The organism is uncultured Imperialibacter sp. (assembly GCF_963974565.1).
Lineage (GTDB): Bacteria > Bacteroidota > Bacteroidia > Cytophagales > Cyclobacteriaceae > Imperialibacter > Imperialibacter roseus.
The window spans coordinates 97,968-119,602 of sequence record NZ_CAXBCJ010000014.1 but is presented as its reverse complement, the minus strand read 5'-3'; the positions used below and the strand labels follow the sequence as shown (position 1 = coordinate 119,602).

General features: G+C 47.9%; 15 protein-coding genes and 1 pseudogene. 7 read left to right on the top strand and 9 right to left on the bottom strand.

Annotation, left to right across the window (positions count from 1 at the left end):
- Positions 1–7 precede the first annotated feature (7 nt).
- The 6 genes from AAC052_RS18925 to AAC052_RS18900 are packed head-to-tail and all read right to left on the bottom strand — an operon-like array spanning position 8 to position 9,410.
- Complete coding sequence (locus AAC052_RS18925; RefSeq protein WP_339815032.1) at positions 8–1,096, bottom strand: GTP-binding protein; 1,089 nt, start codon at positions 1,094–1,096, stop codon at positions 8–10.
- Positions 1,097–1,146: 50 nt separating this feature from the next.
- A complete protein-coding gene (locus tag AAC052_RS18920; RefSeq protein ID WP_339815031.1) occupies positions 1,147–3,315 on the bottom strand; it encodes an FtsX-like permease family protein in 2,169 nt (722 codons plus the stop codon).
- Positions 3,316–3,341: 26 nt separating this feature from the next.
- On the bottom strand, positions 3,342–3,773 hold the full coding sequence (locus AAC052_RS18915) for a permease prefix domain 2-containing transporter (protein ID WP_339815030.1): 432 nt from the start codon (positions 3,771–3,773) through the stop codon (positions 3,342–3,344).
- Positions 3,766–6,405 carry an ABC transporter permease gene (locus tag AAC052_RS18910; RefSeq protein ID WP_339815029.1) on the bottom strand — a complete coding sequence of 880 codons (2,640 nt, stop codon included), beginning with the start codon at positions 6,403–6,405 and terminating at the stop codon, positions 3,766–3,768. The genes AAC052_RS18915 and AAC052_RS18910 overlap by 8 nt, the downstream gene beginning before the upstream one ends.
- Positions 6,406–6,418: 13 nt before the next feature.
- Positions 6,419–9,076, bottom strand: a complete 2,658-nt coding sequence (locus tag AAC052_RS18905) for an ABC transporter permease (RefSeq protein WP_339815028.1) — start codon at positions 9,074–9,076, stop codon at positions 6,419–6,421.
- 7 nt (positions 9,077–9,083) lie between these two features.
- On the bottom strand, positions 9,084–9,410 hold the full coding sequence (locus AAC052_RS18900) for a PadR family transcriptional regulator (protein WP_317489754.1): 327 nt from the start codon (positions 9,408–9,410) through the stop codon (positions 9,084–9,086).
- 140 nt (positions 9,411–9,550) lie between these two features.
- Between AAC052_RS18900 and AAC052_RS18895 the strand changes: the two genes are divergently transcribed.
- From AAC052_RS18895 to AAC052_RS18865, 7 genes and pseudogenes are all read left to right on the top strand, one after another.
- Complete coding sequence (locus AAC052_RS18895; RefSeq protein ID WP_339815027.1) at positions 9,551–9,757, top strand: hypothetical protein; 207 nt, start codon at positions 9,551–9,553, stop codon at positions 9,755–9,757.
- Between the two features lies 1 nt (position 9,758).
- Complete coding sequence (locus tag AAC052_RS18890) at positions 9,759–11,147, top strand: sodium:solute symporter family protein (RefSeq protein ID WP_339815026.1); 1,389 nt, start codon at positions 9,759–9,761, stop codon at positions 11,145–11,147.
- Between the two features lie 102 nt (positions 11,148–11,249).
- Entirely contained in the window at positions 11,250–12,611 is a 1,362-nt protein-coding gene (locus tag AAC052_RS18885; RefSeq protein WP_339815025.1) for a glycosyl hydrolase, read from the top strand.
- Between the two features lie 280 nt (positions 12,612–12,891).
- Positions 12,892–13,353, top strand: coding sequence for an IS200/IS605 family transposase (gene tnpA, locus AAC052_RS18880; protein ID WP_339815024.1), 462 nt, complete (start codon positions 12,892–12,894; stop codon positions 13,351–13,353).
- 123 nt (positions 13,354–13,476) lie between these two features.
- Positions 13,477–14,922 carry an NADH:flavin oxidoreductase gene (locus AAC052_RS18875; protein ID WP_339815023.1) on the top strand — a complete coding sequence of 482 codons (1,446 nt, stop codon included), beginning with the start codon at positions 13,477–13,479 and terminating at the stop codon, positions 14,920–14,922.
- A 1-nt stretch (position 14,923) separates the two neighbouring features.
- Positions 14,924–15,700: a 3-ketoacyl-ACP reductase gene (locus tag AAC052_RS18870; RefSeq protein WP_339815022.1), complete on the top strand. Its 777-nt coding sequence runs from the start codon at positions 14,924–14,926 to the stop codon at positions 15,698–15,700.
- A 90-nt stretch (positions 15,701–15,790) separates the two neighbouring features.
- Positions 15,791–16,504: pseudogene (locus tag AAC052_RS18865) on the top strand (DUF1080 domain-containing protein).
- Positions 16,505–16,573: 69 nt separating this feature from the next.
- Here the strand turns inward: AAC052_RS18865 and AAC052_RS18860 are convergent.
- The 3 genes from AAC052_RS18860 to AAC052_RS18850 form a co-directional block, all read right to left on the bottom strand.
- Positions 16,574–16,990 (bottom strand): hypothetical protein, encoded by a 417-nt coding sequence (locus AAC052_RS18860; protein WP_339815021.1) that lies wholly within the window; start codon positions 16,988–16,990, stop codon positions 16,574–16,576.
- A gap of 69 nt (positions 16,991–17,059) precedes the next feature.
- The gene (locus tag AAC052_RS18855) at positions 17,060–18,244 is read right to left on the bottom strand and encodes a VCBS repeat-containing protein (RefSeq protein WP_339815020.1); all 1,185 of its coding nucleotides are present in this window, start codon (positions 18,242–18,244) and stop codon (positions 17,060–17,062) included.
- Between the two features lie 247 nt (positions 18,245–18,491).
- Positions 18,492–21,599, bottom strand: coding sequence for a PVC-type heme-binding CxxCH protein (locus AAC052_RS18850; RefSeq protein WP_339815019.1), 3,108 nt, complete (start codon positions 21,597–21,599; stop codon positions 18,492–18,494).
- Positions 21,600–21,635 lie beyond the last annotated feature (36 nt).

Below are 21,635 nucleotides of genomic sequence, written 5' to 3'. Positions count from 1 at the left end.
GAGTTTGTCAGCTGGTTATCTGATGAGTAGGTGTTGGAAAACCTGGACTAAAAAAAGCAATATTCTCTTCCGAGATAATGGCACCGGCTGTTCTCAGCAACCCAAGCTCAACCTCCAACAGACCTCTAAGGACTTCGGGAGCGGTTTGAACCCGGGCATTCACTGTAATTTGCACTTCATTCGAGTCTCCGAAAAAAGACTTGAGTTCGTTAGTTTCGGCTGCGCCGGATGATACAGTGGTGAAACTAATTTTTCTCTGCGTACCATTCGATGTGATCATCAACTTAAGATGCCCGATAGGAAGCTGCTCTCGTTTGATACCACTAATAAGACCTTCGATGAAATCGATCGCTACTTTTGTTGCCGTGCCGTCGGATGTTTTGATCGTAATCTGCTCATCCAACCAGGCGAGTTCCGCTTCGCCCTTGCCATATTTGGCATAGTCGAGATCAAGTGATATGAGTTCATTGGCTTCATACCTATCTAACTCATCCAGCCATTCACGAACCGAGCCCTCGTGAAGCGAGTTTTGGAAAAGAAACTTTTTATGGGGGTATTTAGCGGTCAGCACCTGCTCGAAAGCCGGAAGATCAGGGGTGTTAATCAGGTCAATTTTGTTAACGACAATTAAACGGGCTTCCTCGATTTGTTTCTCCCAAATGTAGGTGGTGTCGGCGCTAAAGGGCAGTCTTTTATTAGTCGAATGCATCATTAGCATCCTGGCATCAACGAAGCAGGAGAGAGTCATGCCTTCCATTTCTTGTCCACGAAACTTCAGCAGGGGCTTGAGCACCGTGGCAACAAGATCGGTGCAGGAGCCTACTGACTCAGCGAAAATCACATCGGGTGAAATACTGTCGGTCATTCGTTGAATCTGCTCATCGAGCTGGTCGTAGTTACAGCAAAAGCAGCCACCAGTTACCTGTGCCGACGAAATACCCTCGGCATCAAGAAACTCACTATCCACCAGGTATTGACCCTGATCGTTGGTAATCACGCCGACTTTTAGACCTTGCTGCTTGAGGTGCTGACATGCGTTGCCAATGGCAGTTGTTTTGCCGCTACCCAAAAACCCTCCGACAAGGTGAATTTTCATTATTTACATGATTGATACCGAACTTAATGTACAAAGACTCGGCTTAATTGTTACTCATATTTCAGGCTATCCACAGGATTGGCTCTAGCAGCCCTCGCCGTAAAACTCCCTGAGACCAGAAAGGTAATCAACAGCACAACTATCACCGGCAGGGCAAAATGCCACCACTGAAGAGTAATAGTATAGGCAAAATTCGCCAACCACTCTCTCACTGCAAGTAAAGACACCGGCGTTGCAATTGCCACTGCTACAAGCACAAGCCGAAGAAACCTCCAAGACAAGAGACTAACAATTCCATTCACCGAAGCGCCAAGTACTTTTCTGATGCCTATTTCTTTTCTCTTTTGCTCTGCAAGGAACGACACCAGCCCAATGAGTCCCAGGCAGCTGATAAAAATGGCCAATGCTGAGAAAGAGCCAATCAGCAAAACGGACCTCTCTTCGTTCCTGTACATGCTTTGGATGTGATCATCCAGAAATTGGTAAGTAAGGGGATAGCCATTGGCCAGGGCCTGCCATTCATCATCAAGAAGCGCAAGGCCACTTCGACCGCCAGAAAGCTTTATCATGCCATACTGCTCCCAGCCTGCATCGCTTAGCCACATTACCATGGGTTCAATCTTTTCTTTCAATGACCTGGCGTGGAAATCTTTGACCACACCGACAATTTTACCTTCGGGATAGTTTTCGCTCACTAGTCGAAAGCTGGCTCCCACTGCACCCCCAGGTCGTTTATCCAGCCCCAGAAACCTGACCAGTGCTTCATTGACAACATAGGCTTGATTGGCGTCTGTAGGATATTCTTTTGAAAAGTTTCTGCCGTCTGCCAGGTCGATTCCCAGTGCATTTAAAAAATCGTAATCAACCGCTACCGTCGTAAAGGCTTCAGTCCTCTTCGTGTCCCCATCAGGTAGCTCATAAATAAAATGACCGGTGATATTCCCAGGGATGTCGCTGCTTTTCGATACTTCTGAAATGGCAGTGTTACCCAGCAAGCGCTGTTTCAGCACCCCGAAATTGCTCCCACGCATAGCTGGTGGAAGATAGAAATACACCACCTGATCTTTGTCGAAGCCCGGGTCTGTAGCTTTCATATAAGTTGTTTGACTAATGACAACAAGTGTAGCTGTCATGAGAAAGGCTGCGATAGCAAACTGGGTTACTGTAAGAACATTCCTGAAGAGCGAAGATGCATTCCCTGATGCCCTACCTATCCGAAGTGCTCTTGAAGGCGTGAATGACGACAAATAGAATGCGGGATAGCTCCCTGCGACAATTACAGTTACTAAAACAATGAGGCCCAGCTGCCACAAAAAACCCATGTCGGTGAGGGAGGCAAGCGTCAGCTCCATCTCCATTTTATCGTTGAACACCGGAACGGCCAGCCAGAGCAGTCCAAAGCCTGCAATCGCCGCCATCACGACAATCAGGATCGACTCCGTTAGAAACTGGAATACCAGCTGCGTCCTGACCGCTCCCATCGTCTTTCGTATGCCTACCTCCTTTGAGCGCCGCACGGCCCGGGCAGTCGACAAATTCATAAAATTGAAACAGGCAATAAGAACAACAAAAACTGCGATTGCCGAGAATATATAAATGAAGCCAATATCTGACGTTGGTCCGTCACCTCGTATTCCCTGAGTAAAATGGATCTCCGTCAGGGGTTGAAGCCAGTGGTGACCAGCGGCTTCATCAAACCCTACTTCCTTCATCTTTATGGCCATCGCCTCCTGCACTTTTTCAGCAAAAGCGGCATCGTCCTGAATATGTGGCACATACAGATAAGTACTGAAACTCCAGTTGTACATGCTGGTAAGCGCATCAGCACCCTGGTTATACAAGCGTGGCAATGACGACATGGAAAAGAGATAGTCAAATTGAAGATGGCTGTTGGCGGGAATGTCTTCAAATACACCGGTTACCTCAAATTGCAGGTTACGGTCGTAGCTGATGACCTGCCCTATTGGGTTCTCCTGACCAAAAGTACGCTCTGCAATGCTTTTTGAAATCAACATCGACAAAGGTCTCTTGAGCACTTCGTCTTTATCGCCGGCAGTCAGTTTGAAAGAAAAAAGCCTGAAAAAGCCTGAATCTGCGATGGAAACCGTGGCTTGTGGCAGTAACTGCTCTTTCCATTCCAGTTGAGGGAGGTCGTCCCATTCCGTATATCTGACAGCCTCTTGTATCTCAGGAACTGTAGCTTGCAAAAAAGGCGCCATGCCTGGTGCAGTTTGCACCTGCATTGTCATTTTGCCATCCTTGGTGTAGCGGGGAATATATCGGTAGATGTGCTCTCTGTTTTCATGAAAAGCTCGAAGCTCGTTTCGTACCTCACATAAAATCCTATGACGAAGCAACTAGCAAGGCCAAGCGCAAGTCCGATGACGTTCAGCGCTGTGTATCCTGGATTACGGGCAATATTTCTATTGGCAATCGTAAAATAATTCCGTAGCATACCTACATTGGTTAAGCGATTGTTAAACCTATTTCTCATCAAAATCCCCAGCCTGAAAAATCGGAGGACATTCCACTTGAATTTCCAGCTGGCTTTCTTCAACCCAAACTGCTCCGCATCTATTTCATATTGCTCAAGCAAATCCCCTTCTACCCCTTCATAGAGATCGGAAGGGCAAAACCAGCGCAAAAAGCGGAGCCAGTTGGAAGAGGGTTTATTCATAGCGCAGGCTGTCAGCCGGGTTAAGCGCACTTGCTTTCAGCGCATGATAGCTTACAGCTGTAAGAGCAATCAGTACTCCCAGTGCCATGCTGATGGCAAATACCTGCCAGTTTATTTCGATGGCGTAGGCAAAGCCTGACAGCCACTCACTCATGGCATACCACGACAGAGGAGCGGCAAGTATAAACGCTATCAGGGCAAACCCGATATACTGTTTGTTGAGCAGCATAAAAACCTGTGCTACCCTTGCACCAAGTACCTTTCTGATTCCAATCTCCTTTGTCTTGTTGACGGCATTAATCCCGGCAAGACCAAAAAGACCCAGCGCAGCAATCACCACAGCCAAACAGGTAGCAATCAGCATAATATCCATCCAGCGCTTGTACTGTGCGTACTGGCGCTCAATTTTTTCATCGAGGAAAGTGTATTCGAAGGGCTTCCCAGGAGCGGCCTCAGAAAAGTCATCTTCCAAATGGGCCAGCGTGGTTTTCATATCTCCCGGGCCAAGCCTGGTGACGATATAGCCCATGTTAAGATCACGCCCCTCATACAAAAACATCGGTTTTATTTCATCCTTCAGCGAAAGGAAATTGAAATCCTTTACCACTCCAATGACCCTGGCCCCAGGAGCATTGGGCTGTGAGGCATGAAAATTCATCCTTTCATTGAGTGGGTCTGTCCAGCCAAGCTCTTTGACTAACGCCTCGTTAACGATAATGCTCTCTTCCGCATCAGACATCATAGCAGCGTCAAAATTCCTGCCCTGCACAATCTGCAACTCCATGGTTGGAACAAAATGTTCGTCGACCAGGAAGCCGAAAGCGGTACGGGGCACACCGTCAACTTTGTACCCCCCAAATACCATATAATCCTCTCCGAAAGCCACCGGGTTTCCGGATCCGGCAACAGACAATACCTCAGGACGCCGACTGGCCGCTTGTCGGAATCTCTCCAGAATTTTATTGCTTTCATTGTCGTTCCAGCTACCATGCGTTGGAATCACCACGACTTGCTCCTGGTTGAAGCCAAGGTCTTTGGAAGTGATAAAATCCATCTGGCGATACATAACAACAGAACTGATCATCAGAAATGAAGACAAGACAAATTGCAGCACAACAAGTGGCCTCAGCAAATAAGTTTTGGCACCAGAAGCCACGCCGTTCTTCAAGGCCACTGTCGGCAGTAATCCTGACAGAAAAAATGCCGGGTAACTTCCAGCGAGCAGGCCAATCAACAGTGTGGTAGCAAGGCTAAATCCAATTAGTGGCAGCCAGTCAGCGGCAGAAACAGAAATGGCTTTGCTGGTCAGGTCGTTGAACACCGGAAGGAACAGGAAAACAAGACCCAACCCAAACAACATAGCAAGAAAGGTAAGAAAGACTGACTCGAAGGTAAATTGCGCTACAAGCTGTCGCTTGTGTGCGCCGGTTACTTTTCTCACCCCCACTTCCTTCCTGCGGCTTGCCGAACTGGTCATGGCCAGCGAAATATAATTGATGCATGCTATGACCAGGATCAGAAGCGCAATGCCGCCAAGGACGTAAGAATATTGTGGGTCACTCACTTTGTCCCAGCCAATCTCCTTCTGAAAGTGCATGTCTGTCAGCTTTCCAAAACTCAGCTTATAAATCTCGGTACCTTCCGGTGCGTTCAGGTGCTGGCCCCACTCAGTCATCTCACTGCTCATGTAGTTATCCACAATCAACGGAAGCTTTGATGCCATTTCAACAGCAGAAGCGTTTGGATATAGTTGAATAAAAGTTGGGAAGCCCTGATTCAACCAGTGCGTCAGGTTGTGCTCGTTAAACCCGTTCATGCTCTCCACCGGGAGCAACATTTCGAAGTCAAGGCTAGAGTTGGCTGGTGGATCCTGAATGATGGCTGCCACTTTGAAAAGTTTATCACCATTGGCGCCTATTTGCATCACTTTCCCAATAGGGTCCTTCGATCCAAAATATTTTGTGGCTGCTGAGGCCGTCAGTACCAGCTCTTCTTTACTCCCGAACAGGTTGCCGGTTCCACCTTCTATCATGTCGAACGAAAACATATCGAAGAAGTCCTTGCCCACGTAAGCAAACTTGCTCTTGAAAATTGTTTCCTCATGTCTGAAGAAATCTGTTCGCTGAACAAAATGAGTGGCGTACTGAACTTCAGGCACCTCGTCCTTCAGGGTTTGGGCCAAAGCGAGCGACATATAACAATGCTTGTAGTATAACTCAGGCGCATTCTGATCGTACATTTCACCCTGCATCCTGTAGATCAGGTCTTTATTGGCATGAAACTGATCAAAACTTCGCTCGTCCTGAATGAAAAGGTAGATAAGAATGCACGAGGCGATGCCCAGGCTTAGCCCGAGAGCGTTGATCGAAGCATACAGCTTGCGCTTCATGATATTGCGCACGGCTATTTTAAAATAACTTCTAAGCATAATGGTATTGATTAGTCCTTTTGAAAATGAGTTTCGTAGTATAATTCCCGGCCTGAAAAACCGAAGCACATTCCAACGAAGTAGCCACCTTGCCCTTCGTTCACCAAAGACCTCGGTGTCGGCCTCAAACTGCTCCAGCAAATCGCCTTCTACCCCTTCGAAAAGAGAAGGCGGGCAAAACCAGCGCAGGAAGCGCAGCAACATATTTTCCCGATTGTCATTCATCCTTCAGCACCCTGGCAGGATTAGTTGAGGCAGCTTTCAAAGACTGTCCACTTACTGTGAGCATGGCCACCACCAGCACGATCAGTCCCGGAGCAACCAAAATCCACCAGCTTATTTCTGTGTGATAGGTAAAGTTTTCAAGCCAACGCTGCATAAAATAGAAGGCGGTTGGGGCAGCAATCAGGAAGGCAATACCCAGCAGCTTTAGGTAATCACGACTGATCAGCAGCAAAATGCTTGCGACACTGGCACCAAATACTTTCCTCACGGCAACCTCTTTCTTCTTCTTGTGTACTACGAAGGAAATAAGTCCGTAAAGTCCCAGACATCCGATAGCCAAAAAGACCATGGAGAATAGCTGAAATAGCGTAGAAAACTTTTTTTCTTCCTCATAGTAGGATGCCAGGCTCTCATCAAAAAAGTCATACTCAAATACTGAAGCTGGATAGATGTTGGTCCAGTTAGTTTCAAGTTTTGCCAGCGCTGCAGCCAGCGTTTCAGTACTTTTTATTGACAGCTTTACACTGGCCACCCCATACCGCTTTGGAAACTGGGCTAACATCACTTTGTCCATTCCGTCCCGCAGCGATTGTGTGTAGAAGTCCCTCACCACTCCCACAATCGTTCCCCGATCATTGCCCACAACCACCTGCTGGTTGACAGCATCTTCGGGAGTGGCAAACCCCAGCTTATTTGCCAGGGTTTCATTAATCAATACCCTGTTGATCGAATCAGATGCATGAAAGTTTCTGCCTGCAACAATGTCGATACCATACACATCAACATATTTCTCATCAGCCCATTGAAATTCAAAAACAAGATTTTGGCTGGGATCCCAATCAAGCCTCCGGATATCCATATGTGATGTATTTCGTCTTCCTCCTGCAGGTACTGTCGAACTCAGGCTAATTGAGCCGAAAGCCGGATCATCGGCTAATGTGCTTACAAAAAGTTTCTGAGTGGCTTCATCGCCAGGCAAATTGATATTTACTATAGCATCCTTGTCGTAGCCCAGGTCAGCAGAGCTCACAAAGTCCATCTGGTTGATGATAACAAAGGTGGCAATAACGAACACCTGGGTGACAGTAAATTGGAAAACGGTAAGTATCTGTCTTAATTGGAATCCTCCACCTGCCCCTGAAAACTTTGACCTCAGTGCCGCCAGAGGGCTAAAGCGGGAAATAACGAGCGCCGGGTAAAACCCAGCCGTCAGCGTAATGACAAGAATAATAGCTAATAGAGCCGCCATCAGTGTCAGGTCTTGAAAGAGAAACCCGCCAGCCTTCACGCTTAACAAGCCCTGTATGTTGGCCACGCTGAGTTCGGCTACAAGCAGCGCCAGGAGGCTCGACAAAAGCGCCATCAAAAAGGCTTCGCACAGAAACTGCACCATCAAGCCTTGCCTCGCACCGCCGAGCGTCTTCCTGATCCCCACCTCTTTGGCCCGAATCGACGATTGTGCCGTAGCCAGATTGACATAGTTAATGCAGGCTACTAATAAGAGAAACAGTCCAACCACTCCAAGCGTCCAAAGCCTTTCGTCGCTGACAATTCGGCCCTGAAAGCTCCCAAATCGCTGGTCTTTGTGCACCTCGGCCATCGGCTGTAGCCGGTACTTCCGCATGGCTGCTATCTCTTCACTCACGTGAGCAGCGTGCACTTTATCTACTTGAGCTTCAAACTCACTTTTAGAGTATTGGGAAGGAAGTTTAACGTAAACCTGATGGCTGTCGCTGACCGACACCCAGTCGTTTGAATTAAACTCTGCACCTTTTCGGCGAATGCTGGCATATGAAAGAATGACTTTGAAGGGAAATTCAGTATTAGCAGGAAGATCCGTGATCACGCCAGTCACCTTGTTGTCACCGCCATTGATTCGCAGTGTTTGGCCAACAGCCTCCTGACCAGGAAAATATTTTGCAGCAGCGGATCGGGTAAGGACTACAGCATTAGGCTCTTCCAATGCGGTATTTCTATCACCACTTAGCCATTTAAACCCAGTATCTCGATAGTCAAATACGTCGAAGAATGATCCGGAAGCAATCACAAAGCCGGAGTTCTCTTTGAATTTTCTGACAGACGAGCCGTCAGGCCCAACCACATCTATTTGTACACTGCCCCAGCTCCAGTAAAGCATAGAGGTGATATGGTCAAGCCCTGGGATTTCATTTTCCAATGCGACAGGCACAGGGTCGGAAACGCCCGTACGAAACTCGTCCTGGCCTTCCACCTGGCTTACTCGCACCAGTCGGTAAATCCGGTCGGCTCCAGAATGAAAAGAGTCGTACGAAATTTCAAACTTGATGATAGACAGTATCAGCAAAGCAGAGGCTATGCCGATGACCAGCCCAAAAACGTTGATCGCTGTGTGCCCCGGGTTTCTTTTCAGAAAGCGATAAGCAATGATAAAGTGATTTCGTAGCACAACTGTATTGATTAGTCGTATTGTAAATGAGTTTCTGAGTATAATGCCCGGCCTGAGAAACCGAAGGACGTTCCATGTGAGCTTCCGGCGAGCTTTTCGCTTACCAAAGGCTTCAACATCCGCCGCAAACTGCTCCAGCAAGTCGCCCTCTATACCTTCGTAGAGAGAAGGCGGGCAAAACAAGCGGAGGAAGCGGAGCCATCTATTGACTTTTTCGTTGGGCATAATTCACTCAACCAAAGTTCAATTGGGGGATAAGTTTCCAAAGGTCCATTCTCGATTCCTTCATGTCTTTGAGAATAGCCAGCCCCGCATTGGTGATGGTGAATATCCTTTTGCGTCGGCCTCCTCTTTCATTGGTGGCACCGCCCATGTCCGATTTCACATAGCCCTTGTCCTCCAGTCGGTAGAGCGTCACATGCACTGCGCTGAGGTTTACTTCTCTGCCTGCCTTGCTTTTTATTTCGTTAACTATGGCATTCCCATAGGCGTCATCCTGTAAAATGGCTACGATGGTGAGTACCAGCTCTTCAAATTCTCCTATGTATGATTTACCCATTAGTATATAAATTGTAAAACAAATAAAAACATTTCTATATGAATTGTAAAAGAAATATCAATTTAATTTTGTCCCGGTACATAATTGCAAAAGCCCCTTTATTTGCCAATCTTCATTCCGCTTTAAAACCTACTTATATAATGAAATCATTTACCGCCTGGCGAGTCGTTGTCGCCGCAGCCATTTTGCTTCTTCTGTTGAGCTTTGGCATAGTCTTCCAACCGGGCCAGCCTGAGCCCTTTCTGCTCTCCCTGCCTTACGTCCTTTGGAGCAGCATCCTCATCACCGCACTAATGGTGATTCTCACATTTGTAGGCACACGGGTTTTCCCGCACAAAGAAGACTAACATGACCACCTGGCTGATTATTTTCTTCATCATCTTCATTGGCCTGCTGGTGCTGGCCTCTGTGAAATCCTATCAAAAAAACCGAACCTCCGACGAATTTATGCTGGCAGGTTCAGCGATCGGAGCGTTTCTTGGTTTCATGACCTTCGCCGCTGCCCTGTTCAGTGCCTTTACGTTCATGGGCATGCCCGACTTCTTCCGTAACCACGGCGTAGGTGCGTGGATCTTTCTGGCGTTCTCCGATGCGCTCATGGTGTTTTTCATCATTTGGTTTGGATACAAACTTCGTAAGCTGGCCAAAGCCAAAGGTTTCAAGGGCATTGCCGGGCTGCTTGTAAAGTGCTATCACTCACCCTGGGCTGGCTATTTATTCTTCCTCACGGCCTTTTTGTTTCTCATTCCTTATGTCGCCATACAGATCAGGGGCATTTCCATCTTTCTCAACGCAGCTTTCCCCGATGCTATCCCTTCCTGGGGCTGGTCGGCCGGTACGGTGGTAATCATGCTGGTGTATGCGGAAATCGGCGGACTGAAAGCCATTGTGTACAGTGATGCCATCCAGGGGATATTGCTGTTGGTTGTGATCTGGATCATTGGCCTGGCATGCCTCGAAATGTCGGGCGGCCTTGGTCAGATGATGGCGAATGTGGGCACGCAGAACCCAGACCTGCTTACTTTGCCTGGCCCAAAAGGGTTGTTCACTACACAGTTTCTCATCGGCTCTGCCATCGCTATTGTGATGATCCCGGTAACCCAGCCACAGCTCACTACCCGACTGATCGTCATGAAAGACCTGAAGTCGGTACATAAAATGACGTACGCCGTGGGGCTCTTTGCCATTCTGGTGATTCTACCCACCGTATTTATTGGTTTGTATGGAGCGCTGAAATATCCAGATGCATCGACTTCTGATTTTCTTTCGTCCGCTTTGCTTTTTGATCAGGCCAATCCAGTGGCAGCACTGGCAGTAGTTGGACTGTTCGCCGCCTGCCTTTCTACCACCAATGCGCAGATTTTCGCCCTCGGCTCTGAGCTGCGCTCATTGCTTTCCGGCGAAGACAAAATGGTGATGCGTTATACGAAGATTTCGCTGATGGTCTTTTCTCTCGTGGTTTTGGTTTTCTCCATCTATATGAGTGATCAGCTGGTGCTGTTGGCTCGCCTGAGCTTTACCGGCACCTCGGTAATGGCTCCACTAGTATTGGCGGCGGTCATCTTCGAAAATCCACCCAAAGTACTGATGGTCACCTGCGGTCTGGCGTTACTAAGCGTTATCCTATCGATCGCCTCTGTGATACCTGCACAAATCGGTGGATTCAATTTCGATATTGTCCTGTACATGGTGCATGGCGGTTTGAGCGTCTTGATAATGGCTTTACATAAAAAGTAAGCAGGCCACAGCAGGAAAGTCCACTCACGCTAATAGTGGATCTTTGTCGGGCAGTGAAAAGGCTGAACAGCGCCTCGTTTTAAATAAACATACACACACGAAATGAAAATAGACAACCAACTGAAGGTTGAACACTTAGAAAAAAGCCTCACCCAATTTTGGGAATTGTCAGGTCAGAAAATAATAGCCATCGAGAAGCAGTATGATGGACAGGCTGGCACCCCAGTTTTTACTGTGGAGGGGAAGTACACTACAAAAGGCTGGACAGAATGGACGCAGGGATTCCAGTTTGGGTCAGCGCTGCTACAGTATGATGCCACAGGGGAAATGGAATTCCTGGAAATAGGAAGGAAAAATACGCTGGAAAAAATGGCACCCCACCTCACCCACAAAGGAGTGCACGACCATGGGTTCAACAATATCAGCACTTACGGCAATTTGCTTCGGCTAATGCACGAAGGGAAAACCAAGCACAACGAGTGGGAAAAGAATTTCTATGAGCTGGCGATCAAAGTAAGTGGGGCTGTGCAGGCCATGCGTTGGACAACCACCAAAAATGGGGGGTTCATTTATTCTTTTAACGGCCCTCATTCCTTGTTTGTCGACACGGTTCGCTCTTGCCGCATCCTCATGATGAGCCACGCCCTGGGCCACTCGCTGATGGCGGAAAACGACGAGAAAATTAGCCTGCTAAAAAGAACTGTCCAGCATTTGATTTCCACCGCCAACTATTCGGTGTTTTATGGCGAAGGTCGTGACCTGTATGACCTTTGGGGACGCACCGCCCATGAAAGCATTTTTAATACCAACGATGGCAATTTCCGCAGCGTGAGCACACAGCAAGGCTACACCGGCATGAGCACCTGGACAAGGGGGTTGGCCTGGGCCATGTGCGGCTTTCCGGAAGAGCTTGAGTTCTTCGAAAAGGTACCCGAGTCGGCATTGGAAGGCATTATCTCCAAAAAGGAGTTGATGGCATTGATGCTAAAGGCAGCCAAAGCTACCTGCGATTTCTATATTGAAAATTCTTGCGTCGACGGTATTCCCTACTGGGATACCGGAGCACCTGGCCTGGTACACATGGGTGACTTCCTGGCAAAAGATTCAGATCCTTTCAATGCTTACGAACCGGTGGACAGCTCTGCAGCGGCCATTGGCGCACAAGGGCTTCTGAGGCTTGGCAAGTACCTGAACGAACCAAAATATACGCAAGCGGGGCTAACGGCCGCAAAGGCGCTTTTCAGCGAACCTTATCTTTCCACAGACCCATCCCACCAGGGATTGACGCTGCACTCTGTGTACCATCGCCCCAATAATTGGGATCATGTGCCCGCAGGACAAAAGGTGCCGTGTGGCGAATCGAGCATGTGGGGGGATTATCATGCCAGGGAATTGGCCCTGTACATGACCAAACAGCTGAAAGGTGAAGAGTATTATACGTTTTTTAATGGATTAATAGATTGATGTTTCATCCCTACGGGATTATCAAAATTTCGGATGCCCTTGTCAACCGAAGTAAAGTCCCTAACGGGACTGAAAATGATTTGTATGACTTTAAAAGACGGCTTAGCTGCTAACTTGTACACAACGAGGGTATAGAGGTCGCCGAATACGGTCCATCAAGTTTTTGACTATGTATTTAACTAAGCAGAAATGCACTTGAGCTCCGTTAGGAGCCAAAAATCGGTAGACGTTAATAATAAATCAATGTTCGGAAGTCCCTTAGGGACGCAACATTAAATTCATGGCAAATACATACACCCAAATTCATATTCAAGCAGTTTTTGCAGTGAAGAACAGAATCGGTCTGATAAGAAAAGAATGGAAAAATGATCTATACAAATACATAACAGGAATTGTTCAGACTCATAAGCACAAAATGTTATCCATCAATGGAATGCCTGATCACATCCATGTATTCTTCGGAATGAGACCCACACAATCTCTATCCGACCTCATGCAGGATATTAAAGGCTCTTCGTCAAAATGGGTGAACACCAATAAGTTTACCAGAGGAAAGTTTGAGTGGCAGGAAGGTTACGGAGCCTTCTCTTATAGCAAATCTCAGGTGTCGAATGTGATTGACTATATCGAAAATCAGGAAATCCATCATCAGAAAATTACATTTCTCGATGAATACAAAGAGTTCCTTAATAAATTCGAAATCGACTATGATGAAAGATATCTTTTTAAAGATCTTGAATAATGTTTCATCCCTACGGGATTATGAAAATTTCGGACGCCCTATTCTACCGAAGTAATGTCCCTTACGGGACTGGTTGAAGACCCAAAACAGCGCCTTAGATTGTATTTGATTAAATGAATTTAGATGTCTACAAAACACAGACCAACCTACAAACGTATAGCGCAGCTCAAAACTGCCGACGACCTTGCCAGCTACCTGGGAGAAATTGGAGCAGACATTCCATTTGATGCTGAATTGGCCACCACTAATTCTCCATACGGCCAACCCTATTCGCTGAATTCGGGCAGAACCATCGGCAACCGCTTTTGCATCCTGCCCATGGAAGGCTGGGATGGCACCACAGACGGAAGACCTTCGGAGCACACCAAAAGACGCTGGCATCATTTCGCCATCAGTGGTGCTAAACTGCTATGGGGCTGTGAGGCGGTAGCTGTGCATCCGGAAGGCAGGGCCAACCCCAATCAGCTGATGATCAACGATGATACCTTTCCAGAGTTTGTTAGCCTTTACGAGTCGTTAATCAAAGATCATCAGGAGCAGTTTGGCAGCGCCGACGACCTGGTTATCGGTCTGCAGCTGACCCACTCAGGCAGGTTTTGCAAACCTTTCGATAAAAAAAAGCTACAGCCAAAGATACTCTACGCCCACCCTGTCCTGAACAAGAAATTCGGACTGGGCGACGATTATCCGGTAATGAGCGACGAGGACATTGACAGCCTCATTGAAGATTTTATCAGGGCAGCCGTGCTGGCGCAAAAGGCGGGGTTCCATTTTGTAGACATCAAACATTGTCATGGCTATTTAGGTCATGAGTTTCTAAGCGCCATTGACAGGGGAGGCAAGTACGGCGGTTCCTTCGAAAACAGAACCCGCTTTCTCACCTCGATTGTAGAAGGCATTCGAAATGAAGCGCCCGGATTAGAAATTGGCGTGAGATTAAGCGCCATTGATTTGTTACCGTTTACACAGGCCGAAGACAAAGTGGGCGAGCCTTACGAAGTAACAGGCAACTATAACTATGCCTTTGGCGGTGAGAAATCGGGACTCAGCTACAATCTGACCGAAACAAAAAAGTTTCTGCATCTGCTGGAGGAGCTCGACATCGAACTGCTTTGTATTACTGCTGGGAGCCCTTACTACAATCCCCACGTAACAAGGCCTGCTCTTTTCCCTCCTTCCGACGGCTACCTGCCGCCAGAAGATCCCCTGGTAGGCGTTGCCCGTCACCTTGAGGTGGTAGCTGCACTCAAAAAGGATTTTCCCAATCTCGCCATCGTTGGGTCGGGGTATTCCTACCTGCAGGAGTGGCTGCCCAACGTAGGGCAAGCTGTACTGAAAAATGGAGATGTCGATTTTGTGGGCATTGGACGGATGGTGATCTCCTACCCAGAAATGCCGGCAGATGTATTGTCAGGCGAAGGGATGAAAAGGGCGAAAATTTGCCGTACTTTCTCCGACTGCACCACGGGCCCACGCAATGGCATGATCTCAGGATGCTTCCCGCTTGACCCTTACTATAAGCAAATGGAAGAAGCCAAGCTGATCAAAGAAATCAAGAAAGAGCTCTGATATGTCGGATAAAAAAGTAGCGCTGATCACCGGAGGAACACGAGGCATTGGCTTCGGTATTGCGAAATCCCTTGCAAGGGAGGGATATGACCTGGCCCTGAACGGCATGCGGCCGACAGAGGACATCAAAGAAATGATTAATGAGCTGGAAAAGCTGGGAGCAAAAGTTGCCTACGTGCAAGGCAACCTGGGTGTGAAAGAAGACCGGGAAAAAATGGTATTTCAGACCCTGGCTCATTTTCAAAGGCTCAATTTGCTGGTGAACAATGCGGGAGTGGCACCCAGGGTTCGCAAAGATGTGCTGGAGATTGATGAGGACGACTATGATTACATGCTCGACATCAACCTCAAAGGCACCTTTTTCCTTTCCCAGCTGGTGGCCAATCAAATGCTGAAAGAAAAAGCCGCATCGACCGCCTTCGAAGGAAGCATTATTACCATCTCCTCCATTTCAGCCGAAGTTGCTTCCATCAATCGGGGAGAATACTGCATGGCCAAGGCTGGGCTGGGCATGATGACCAAACTGCTGACAATCCGCCTGGGCGAGGCTGGTATTCCGGTTTACGAAGTACGCCCCGGCGTGATCGAAACTGACATGATCAGCAAGGTGAAAGGCAAGTATGAAGACATGATAGCCAATGGTCTGACGGTAGAAAAAAGACTCGGCCAGCCGGAAGACATTGGTCGCATTGTAGCCTCCCTGGCAACCGGCGGAATTCCTTATTCTACTGGCCAGGTGATTACGGCCGACGGGGGGTTGACGCTGAGGAGATTGTAAGACGTAGGCCTTTCAGGGGACAGGCCAAGATGGGCTATACTCGAAAAAGTAGTTATCTTTAAGAAAGCTTGTCCTTGATCTAAAACTACCATGAAGAAATTACTCCTTTTTCTAATTCCTGCCGCTCTAATCTCAGCGTGTACTGAAACTAAAAAAGCAGAACAAAACGAAGTCTCAGAAAATGAATGGGTGGTTCTGTTCGATGGAACATCCACTGACTCATTGAGAGGATATGGAATAGATGTATTTCCTGAAGGAGTATGGCTGGTTGAAAAGGGCATGTTGGTCACCAACCCGGATACTGCCAACCGTGATCTGCTGACCAAAGGTCGTTACAAAAACTTTGAGCTTTAATACGAATGGGCGGTGGACACCGCAGCCAACTCAGGCGTGTTTTTTCATATGCAGGAAAACCTAACCATGGAAGCTGGGAATGGCAATAGCCCCAACTGGCTGGACAACTTTGAAATTCAGGTATTGGACGACATTTATTTCAACGATACCGCAGCAGTTAGGTCTGCCGGATCGCTTTACGACCTTATTATTCCTACCAATAAAAAACTTAAGCCCATCGGTGACTTCAACCAGGCAAGACTTATCCACAACAATGGCCACGTAGAACATTGGCTGAACGGTGCCAAGGTGTTGGAGTTTGAAATCGGAAGCCCTGAAATGACAAAATTGCTGGCAGAAAGCAAATTCTCCAACAACCCGGGTTATGGCTCAGACAAAGAAGGCCATATTATGTTTCAGCATCATGGACAAAGGGTGTATTATAAGAATATTAGGGTGAAGAGGCTTTAACTTAAAAGTCGGACGTGTTGAGAAAAGCCCTGTCGGGGGACAGGCCAAGGGGATTGGAGGAAGTAGAATTTAGAGGTCAACCCCCTCTCTGAGCATCTGTAGGTATTTTAAGTTCAGCCCTTGCATGTGGGCGTATGCGGCCATTGAGTCATAGTTTGCAAGACGATCGAGAATCATTGTTTTAGCATCACTACCAATAATTCCATTCTCATGCAGGTATTGCACATTTGTAAGATACTTATCAAGCCACCCCACTAGTCTGGTACTCAAAGGTACTGCGTAGTATCCATCTTCTCCTGAGAAAAACTCCTTTGATTCCTCCGGCAATTCCTCATATGCGTTGGCAATTAGTAGGTCGAACAATTTTAGCTTGTTAGTAATACTCCCCTGCAAAATCTCCTGCACTAAAAGTTCTGCTGATCTTTCAGACATTATGCCATCTGTCTTAAGGCTACCTATCACTACTAAAAATAAGTTGGTATTCATACAACTTAAGGAGAGTCTGTTTGGCTCTAGGCCTGCCTATTAGTATACACTTTTCAGTTGAACGAAACCCTACTTCTCCCCCTGCACAAACACAAAAATCCCCTTCTTGTTCGCTATCACCACGTCGGTCAGGCCGTCTTTGTTGATGTCTTCAGCTACTACGTTGAGGCCTACGCCTGAGTCGTCATCGATTTCGTGAGCGATCCATTTGGGCTCTTTGCCTGGCACGTATTCAAACCAGTAGAGGTAAGCTGGCTCCAAAGCCCCAGTGCCCTGGCGCATGTGGGCATAGTAGCGCTTGCCGGTGACAAAGTCCTTTTTGCCATCGCCGTTGATGTCAGAGAAAGCTACGGCATGAGTTTCTGACATTTCGTCGGTGATGAGGTGTCGGGTGAACTTCTGATTACTACCGTCTCCTTCGTTTTCATACCACCAGATGCCTCTCTCGTGGGCAGAGGCAGAGAAAACATCCAGGTTTCCATCTTGCGTAAAATCCACAGTATACATGTGGGAGCATGGCTCGCCAAGGTTGGATGGATGCCAGAACCAGGCCGCCTGAGTAACATCGCTCGGCGCTTCCCACCAACCTTCTCTGATCACCACATCCTTCCGTCCGTCACCGTTCACGTCGGCATGACCGAGGCCATGGGAGAAGTTTTCAGAGCCAGGTGTGCCCGGCAAACTAATGGTGTATTTTGTCCAGTTGGTATCCCCTTTTTTACCGGGCGACTTCAGCCAGATCATTTGCTTGTTGGTTACATCTCCGCACAAGATGTCCTTTCGACCGTCACCATCCATATCATAAAATCCGGGAGATTCGTTGCCCACGGTTTCATGGATCATGTACTCCTTCCAGTAGCCTTCCTTTCCCTGGGGGTTCTCATGCCAGTAAACAGCCTTGCCCGGAAAATCGACCCGGATAAAGTCGATCCAGCCATCCTGGTTCACGTCCAGCGAGAAGTTAAGCATGGAGTTGCTCCATTCCTTTTCGGCAACGTAGAGTTTTGGTTCGTAGATTTCGTGCCGGATCCAGTTGGGAGCTTCGAACCAGAACGGCCCGGCCATGATGTCGGTGAGGTCGTCGTTGTTGACATCGCCTACGGCCACTCCTTCAGAGACGAATTTATCGAAGAGGACGGTTTTTTTGAAGGGGATATCGTCGGCCACGATGTGGTCCTTCATGGGCTGGGCATGGGACTGCACCGATACTAATAAAACGAAGAAAGGGATCGTAACTCTTTTAAATGGCTTCATATCATCAATAGTTTCGTTCTATAAGAATGATCACCCTCAAGCCGGGTGGGCTCCTACTTTTTAAAAGACAAAAAGTAGGCAAAAGTCTTTGAAGAATTAAACGCACTGGCCTTTATGCGCATCGGCCCACCAATTCTTCACCTACCCTCCTGGAAGGGCTCGATTCATCCTTAAGATTAATTATACAATCGAGTCTCATTTGCTGCTAACCGAGGTCTGTCCCCTGACAGACCTAAACACAATTGCCTTACTTCTGGGTAAGCAAATAACCAAGCAGCGCATCAAAGTCTGTTTCGCTGATGGACTCACCGAAGGCGTCGGGCATCAGGGTGTATTGCGATGCTTTTTTCTCCTTGATATCGGTTTTGCTTACGGTAAACTCCTGCCCGGCTGCGTTGGCATACACTTCCAGCTCGCCTTCGTTCCGCCTGAACAAGCCGCTCAGCACTTTTCCGTCATTCAAGGTAACTGTGTATGTTTTGAATGCCTGCGAAATGTTCCTGTTCGGATCCAGAATCTTTTCTGCCAATGCTCTCCTGCCCCAGTTGCCAATACCGTCGAGCTGTGGCCCAATCACACCGCCATCGTTATTGATCTGATGGCAGACATTGCAGTTGTTCATAAACACAGCTTTGCCAAGATCAACATCAGGCTTGGGATCAAACCTGGCTAATCTGGCATCAATCAGTTTTTGTCTTTCCTCCAGCACAGACTCCAAACCGGTTGTTAGTGCATCATATTCTTTTTTCTGCGTGGCAGTCAGCTTTGATAGTAGCTGTTCGTTCACCCTTCTGTCCATGAGTATTCTGGGTGGGATGAAGCCATCCTTCGCTGCTTTCAGCAGGCTGGCCCGTCCTTCAGCTGAGTTCACAAACACCGATGCGATAGCTACCTGCAATCCGCTGGGCGCATCTTTCAGTGACTTATTCAGCAACGGCGTTACACCGGCATAAGATGATGTGCCAATGGTTCTGGCCAGCTCTTCCCGGAAAGCAGGTTCTTCCTCAGCGCTAATTAATTTGGCCTCCACCATATCAATATTGCCTTTGCCATTGATGTCCAGTAATGCTTTGGCCGCAGCCGCCCTGGGTCTGCTTTTTGCCCACGAGGCATTCAGCAGGTCACGGAGACCTTGTTCATAGCTTGTCAGTTTATTTTGACTAGCGATGTTAGCAGCAAACACCTGGCGCTGAGAAATCTCTTCAAAATACTCATACTCCTCATCCGCATGGGCAGACGGTTGGTCAGCCACCAGTTGCGGTTTTGTCTCCAGATTTTTCAGGAAGTCACCGGCAAAGCTTGTCGCCCAGTCGGTCATCTGTTTGGCATTAGCAGTGCCGCCTCTCTGACCGATACCAGTTTGGATCGTGTTGTACAACGTATATTGCCCGGCCGCATCGCCTTTGAATTTCTCTTTAATAAAATCAATCGCCGAAGTAAGCTGTGCTTCCGGAATGAAACGCCCTACGTGCTGCAGATACACCACCATGCGGTCGTGTGGAGCATCGTACTTCTTTATGTTGTCGTAGATGAAACCCGAGGCGATGGCAGAAGGCACGTCGGTCATGGCGTCCATCAGGACTTTTGTTTCTGCTTCGTTCCATGTCTGTGGCACTGTAGAAGTGAGAATCTCTGGATTTTTGAAATGATCACGCAGGCCAATCATTAAAGTGTAATGAAGGTGCGTGTCGGTCGAGGGTACTGCTAAAGCGGCCGTTACAAGCGGTTTGATGCTGGCGGCATGATGATGTCTCACGAATACATCTGCCGCAGCTCTCTGCGTATGAGGATCGCTATGTTTTAACCCATCCAATGCCAGGCTTCTCATTTCGTCATTCAACGATTCATATTCTGTCAGTATACGGTAGGCATGCACTCTGACCTCCTGATCGCTTCCTGTAGCAGCACTTTTTAACTCTGTGTCCGACAGCGCTTCAAGCCTCTTTAGCGCCCACATGGCATGGACTTTCTGCTTGGAAGAAGCTTTACCATCCGACAAAAGTGCTTTTAGCGGCTGCGCCGCCTCATCAGCCTTGTAGTCTACCAGTCGGTTCGACGCCATCATCCGCTGCGAAAAAGTACTCTGGCCAAGACCTTTGATCAGCTCGTCAAGGCTTGCTTTTGACCAATCCACCTGATCGGTTGTCTCCCCTTTGTAAGTAATTCTCCAGATGCGACCACTTTTCCTGTCCCGGCCAGGGTGATCTAATGGCACCTCATAGTGACCAATGATACGGTTATAAAAATCTGCGATATAAAGGGCACCATCCGGCCCAATTTTTACGTCCACGGGACGAAACCACGGATCTTCGCTCACCAAAAAGTCTTTTTGAAGCGTCGCTACTGGCGTCGATCCGCTGTAGGTAATCGTATTACGACTCACCCGGCAGGCTACCACATCGCCGGAGTAGAAGCTGTTTCTGTATTCCTCAGGGAAAGCCTCTCCGTTGTAGTAGTCCAGTCCGGAAAGGGCAGTGGAACCAATCTGGTAGTTCATCATCTGTGGTCCAAAACCGAGGCCGGGCGGCTTTTTACCAAAGTGTGGATAATCACCCTGACTGATGATCTGGTAAATGGGCATGGTGTGGCAGTCGGCAGAGTAGACGTAGCCAAAATCATCCACAGCAAACCCAAACGGGTTGACCCGGCCGAAAGTAGTTTGCTCCACCCGGCTGCCATCGATACGAAAGCGGAAGGTATTGCCGGAGGTCATGCTTATTGAATCGTTGTCAGCGCCAGATACTTTAGAGGCATTTCGAAAACCATGGGAGGAGTGGATCCAGCCGTCAGGTGCCCGAAAGAAATTGTTGATCATGCCATGTGTATCCACATGATCAAACGGGCCAACAAGTACTCTCTTTTCGTCATACTTGTCATCTCCGTCTTTGTCTTCGAAATAGTAGATATTGGGAATGCTATAGGCAATAGCCCCACCTTTTACCGGCATAATGCCAATGGGGATATTGAGGTCGCTCGCAAAATCAGTGAATTTATCTGCCTTCCCATCGCCATTGGTATCTTCGAGAATCGTTATTTTGTCCTGACCCGAGCCAGTAGAAGCCTCATTGGGATACTCTATGGAGTGGGTCACCCACAGCCTGCCATGGTCGTCAAACTCCATGTTGATGGGCTTGGTGATATCGGGTTCAGAAGCATAGAGATTGATTTCAAACCCAGGAGGCAGGTGAAAGCCTTTCATTTCTTCCTCAGCGGTTTGGAAATCAGTCACCCGAATGTGGTCTTTAAAAAGCTCTGGGTCAATGAAGGAGTCGGGATCGTAGGGCTCTTCTTTTTTATTTTCCTGACAGGACGAGACAAAAAGAAAACAAAGGAATAGTAGTAGGTAGGCTCTCATAAAAAATTGAGTACATTAAGTTTGGTTTAATTTACA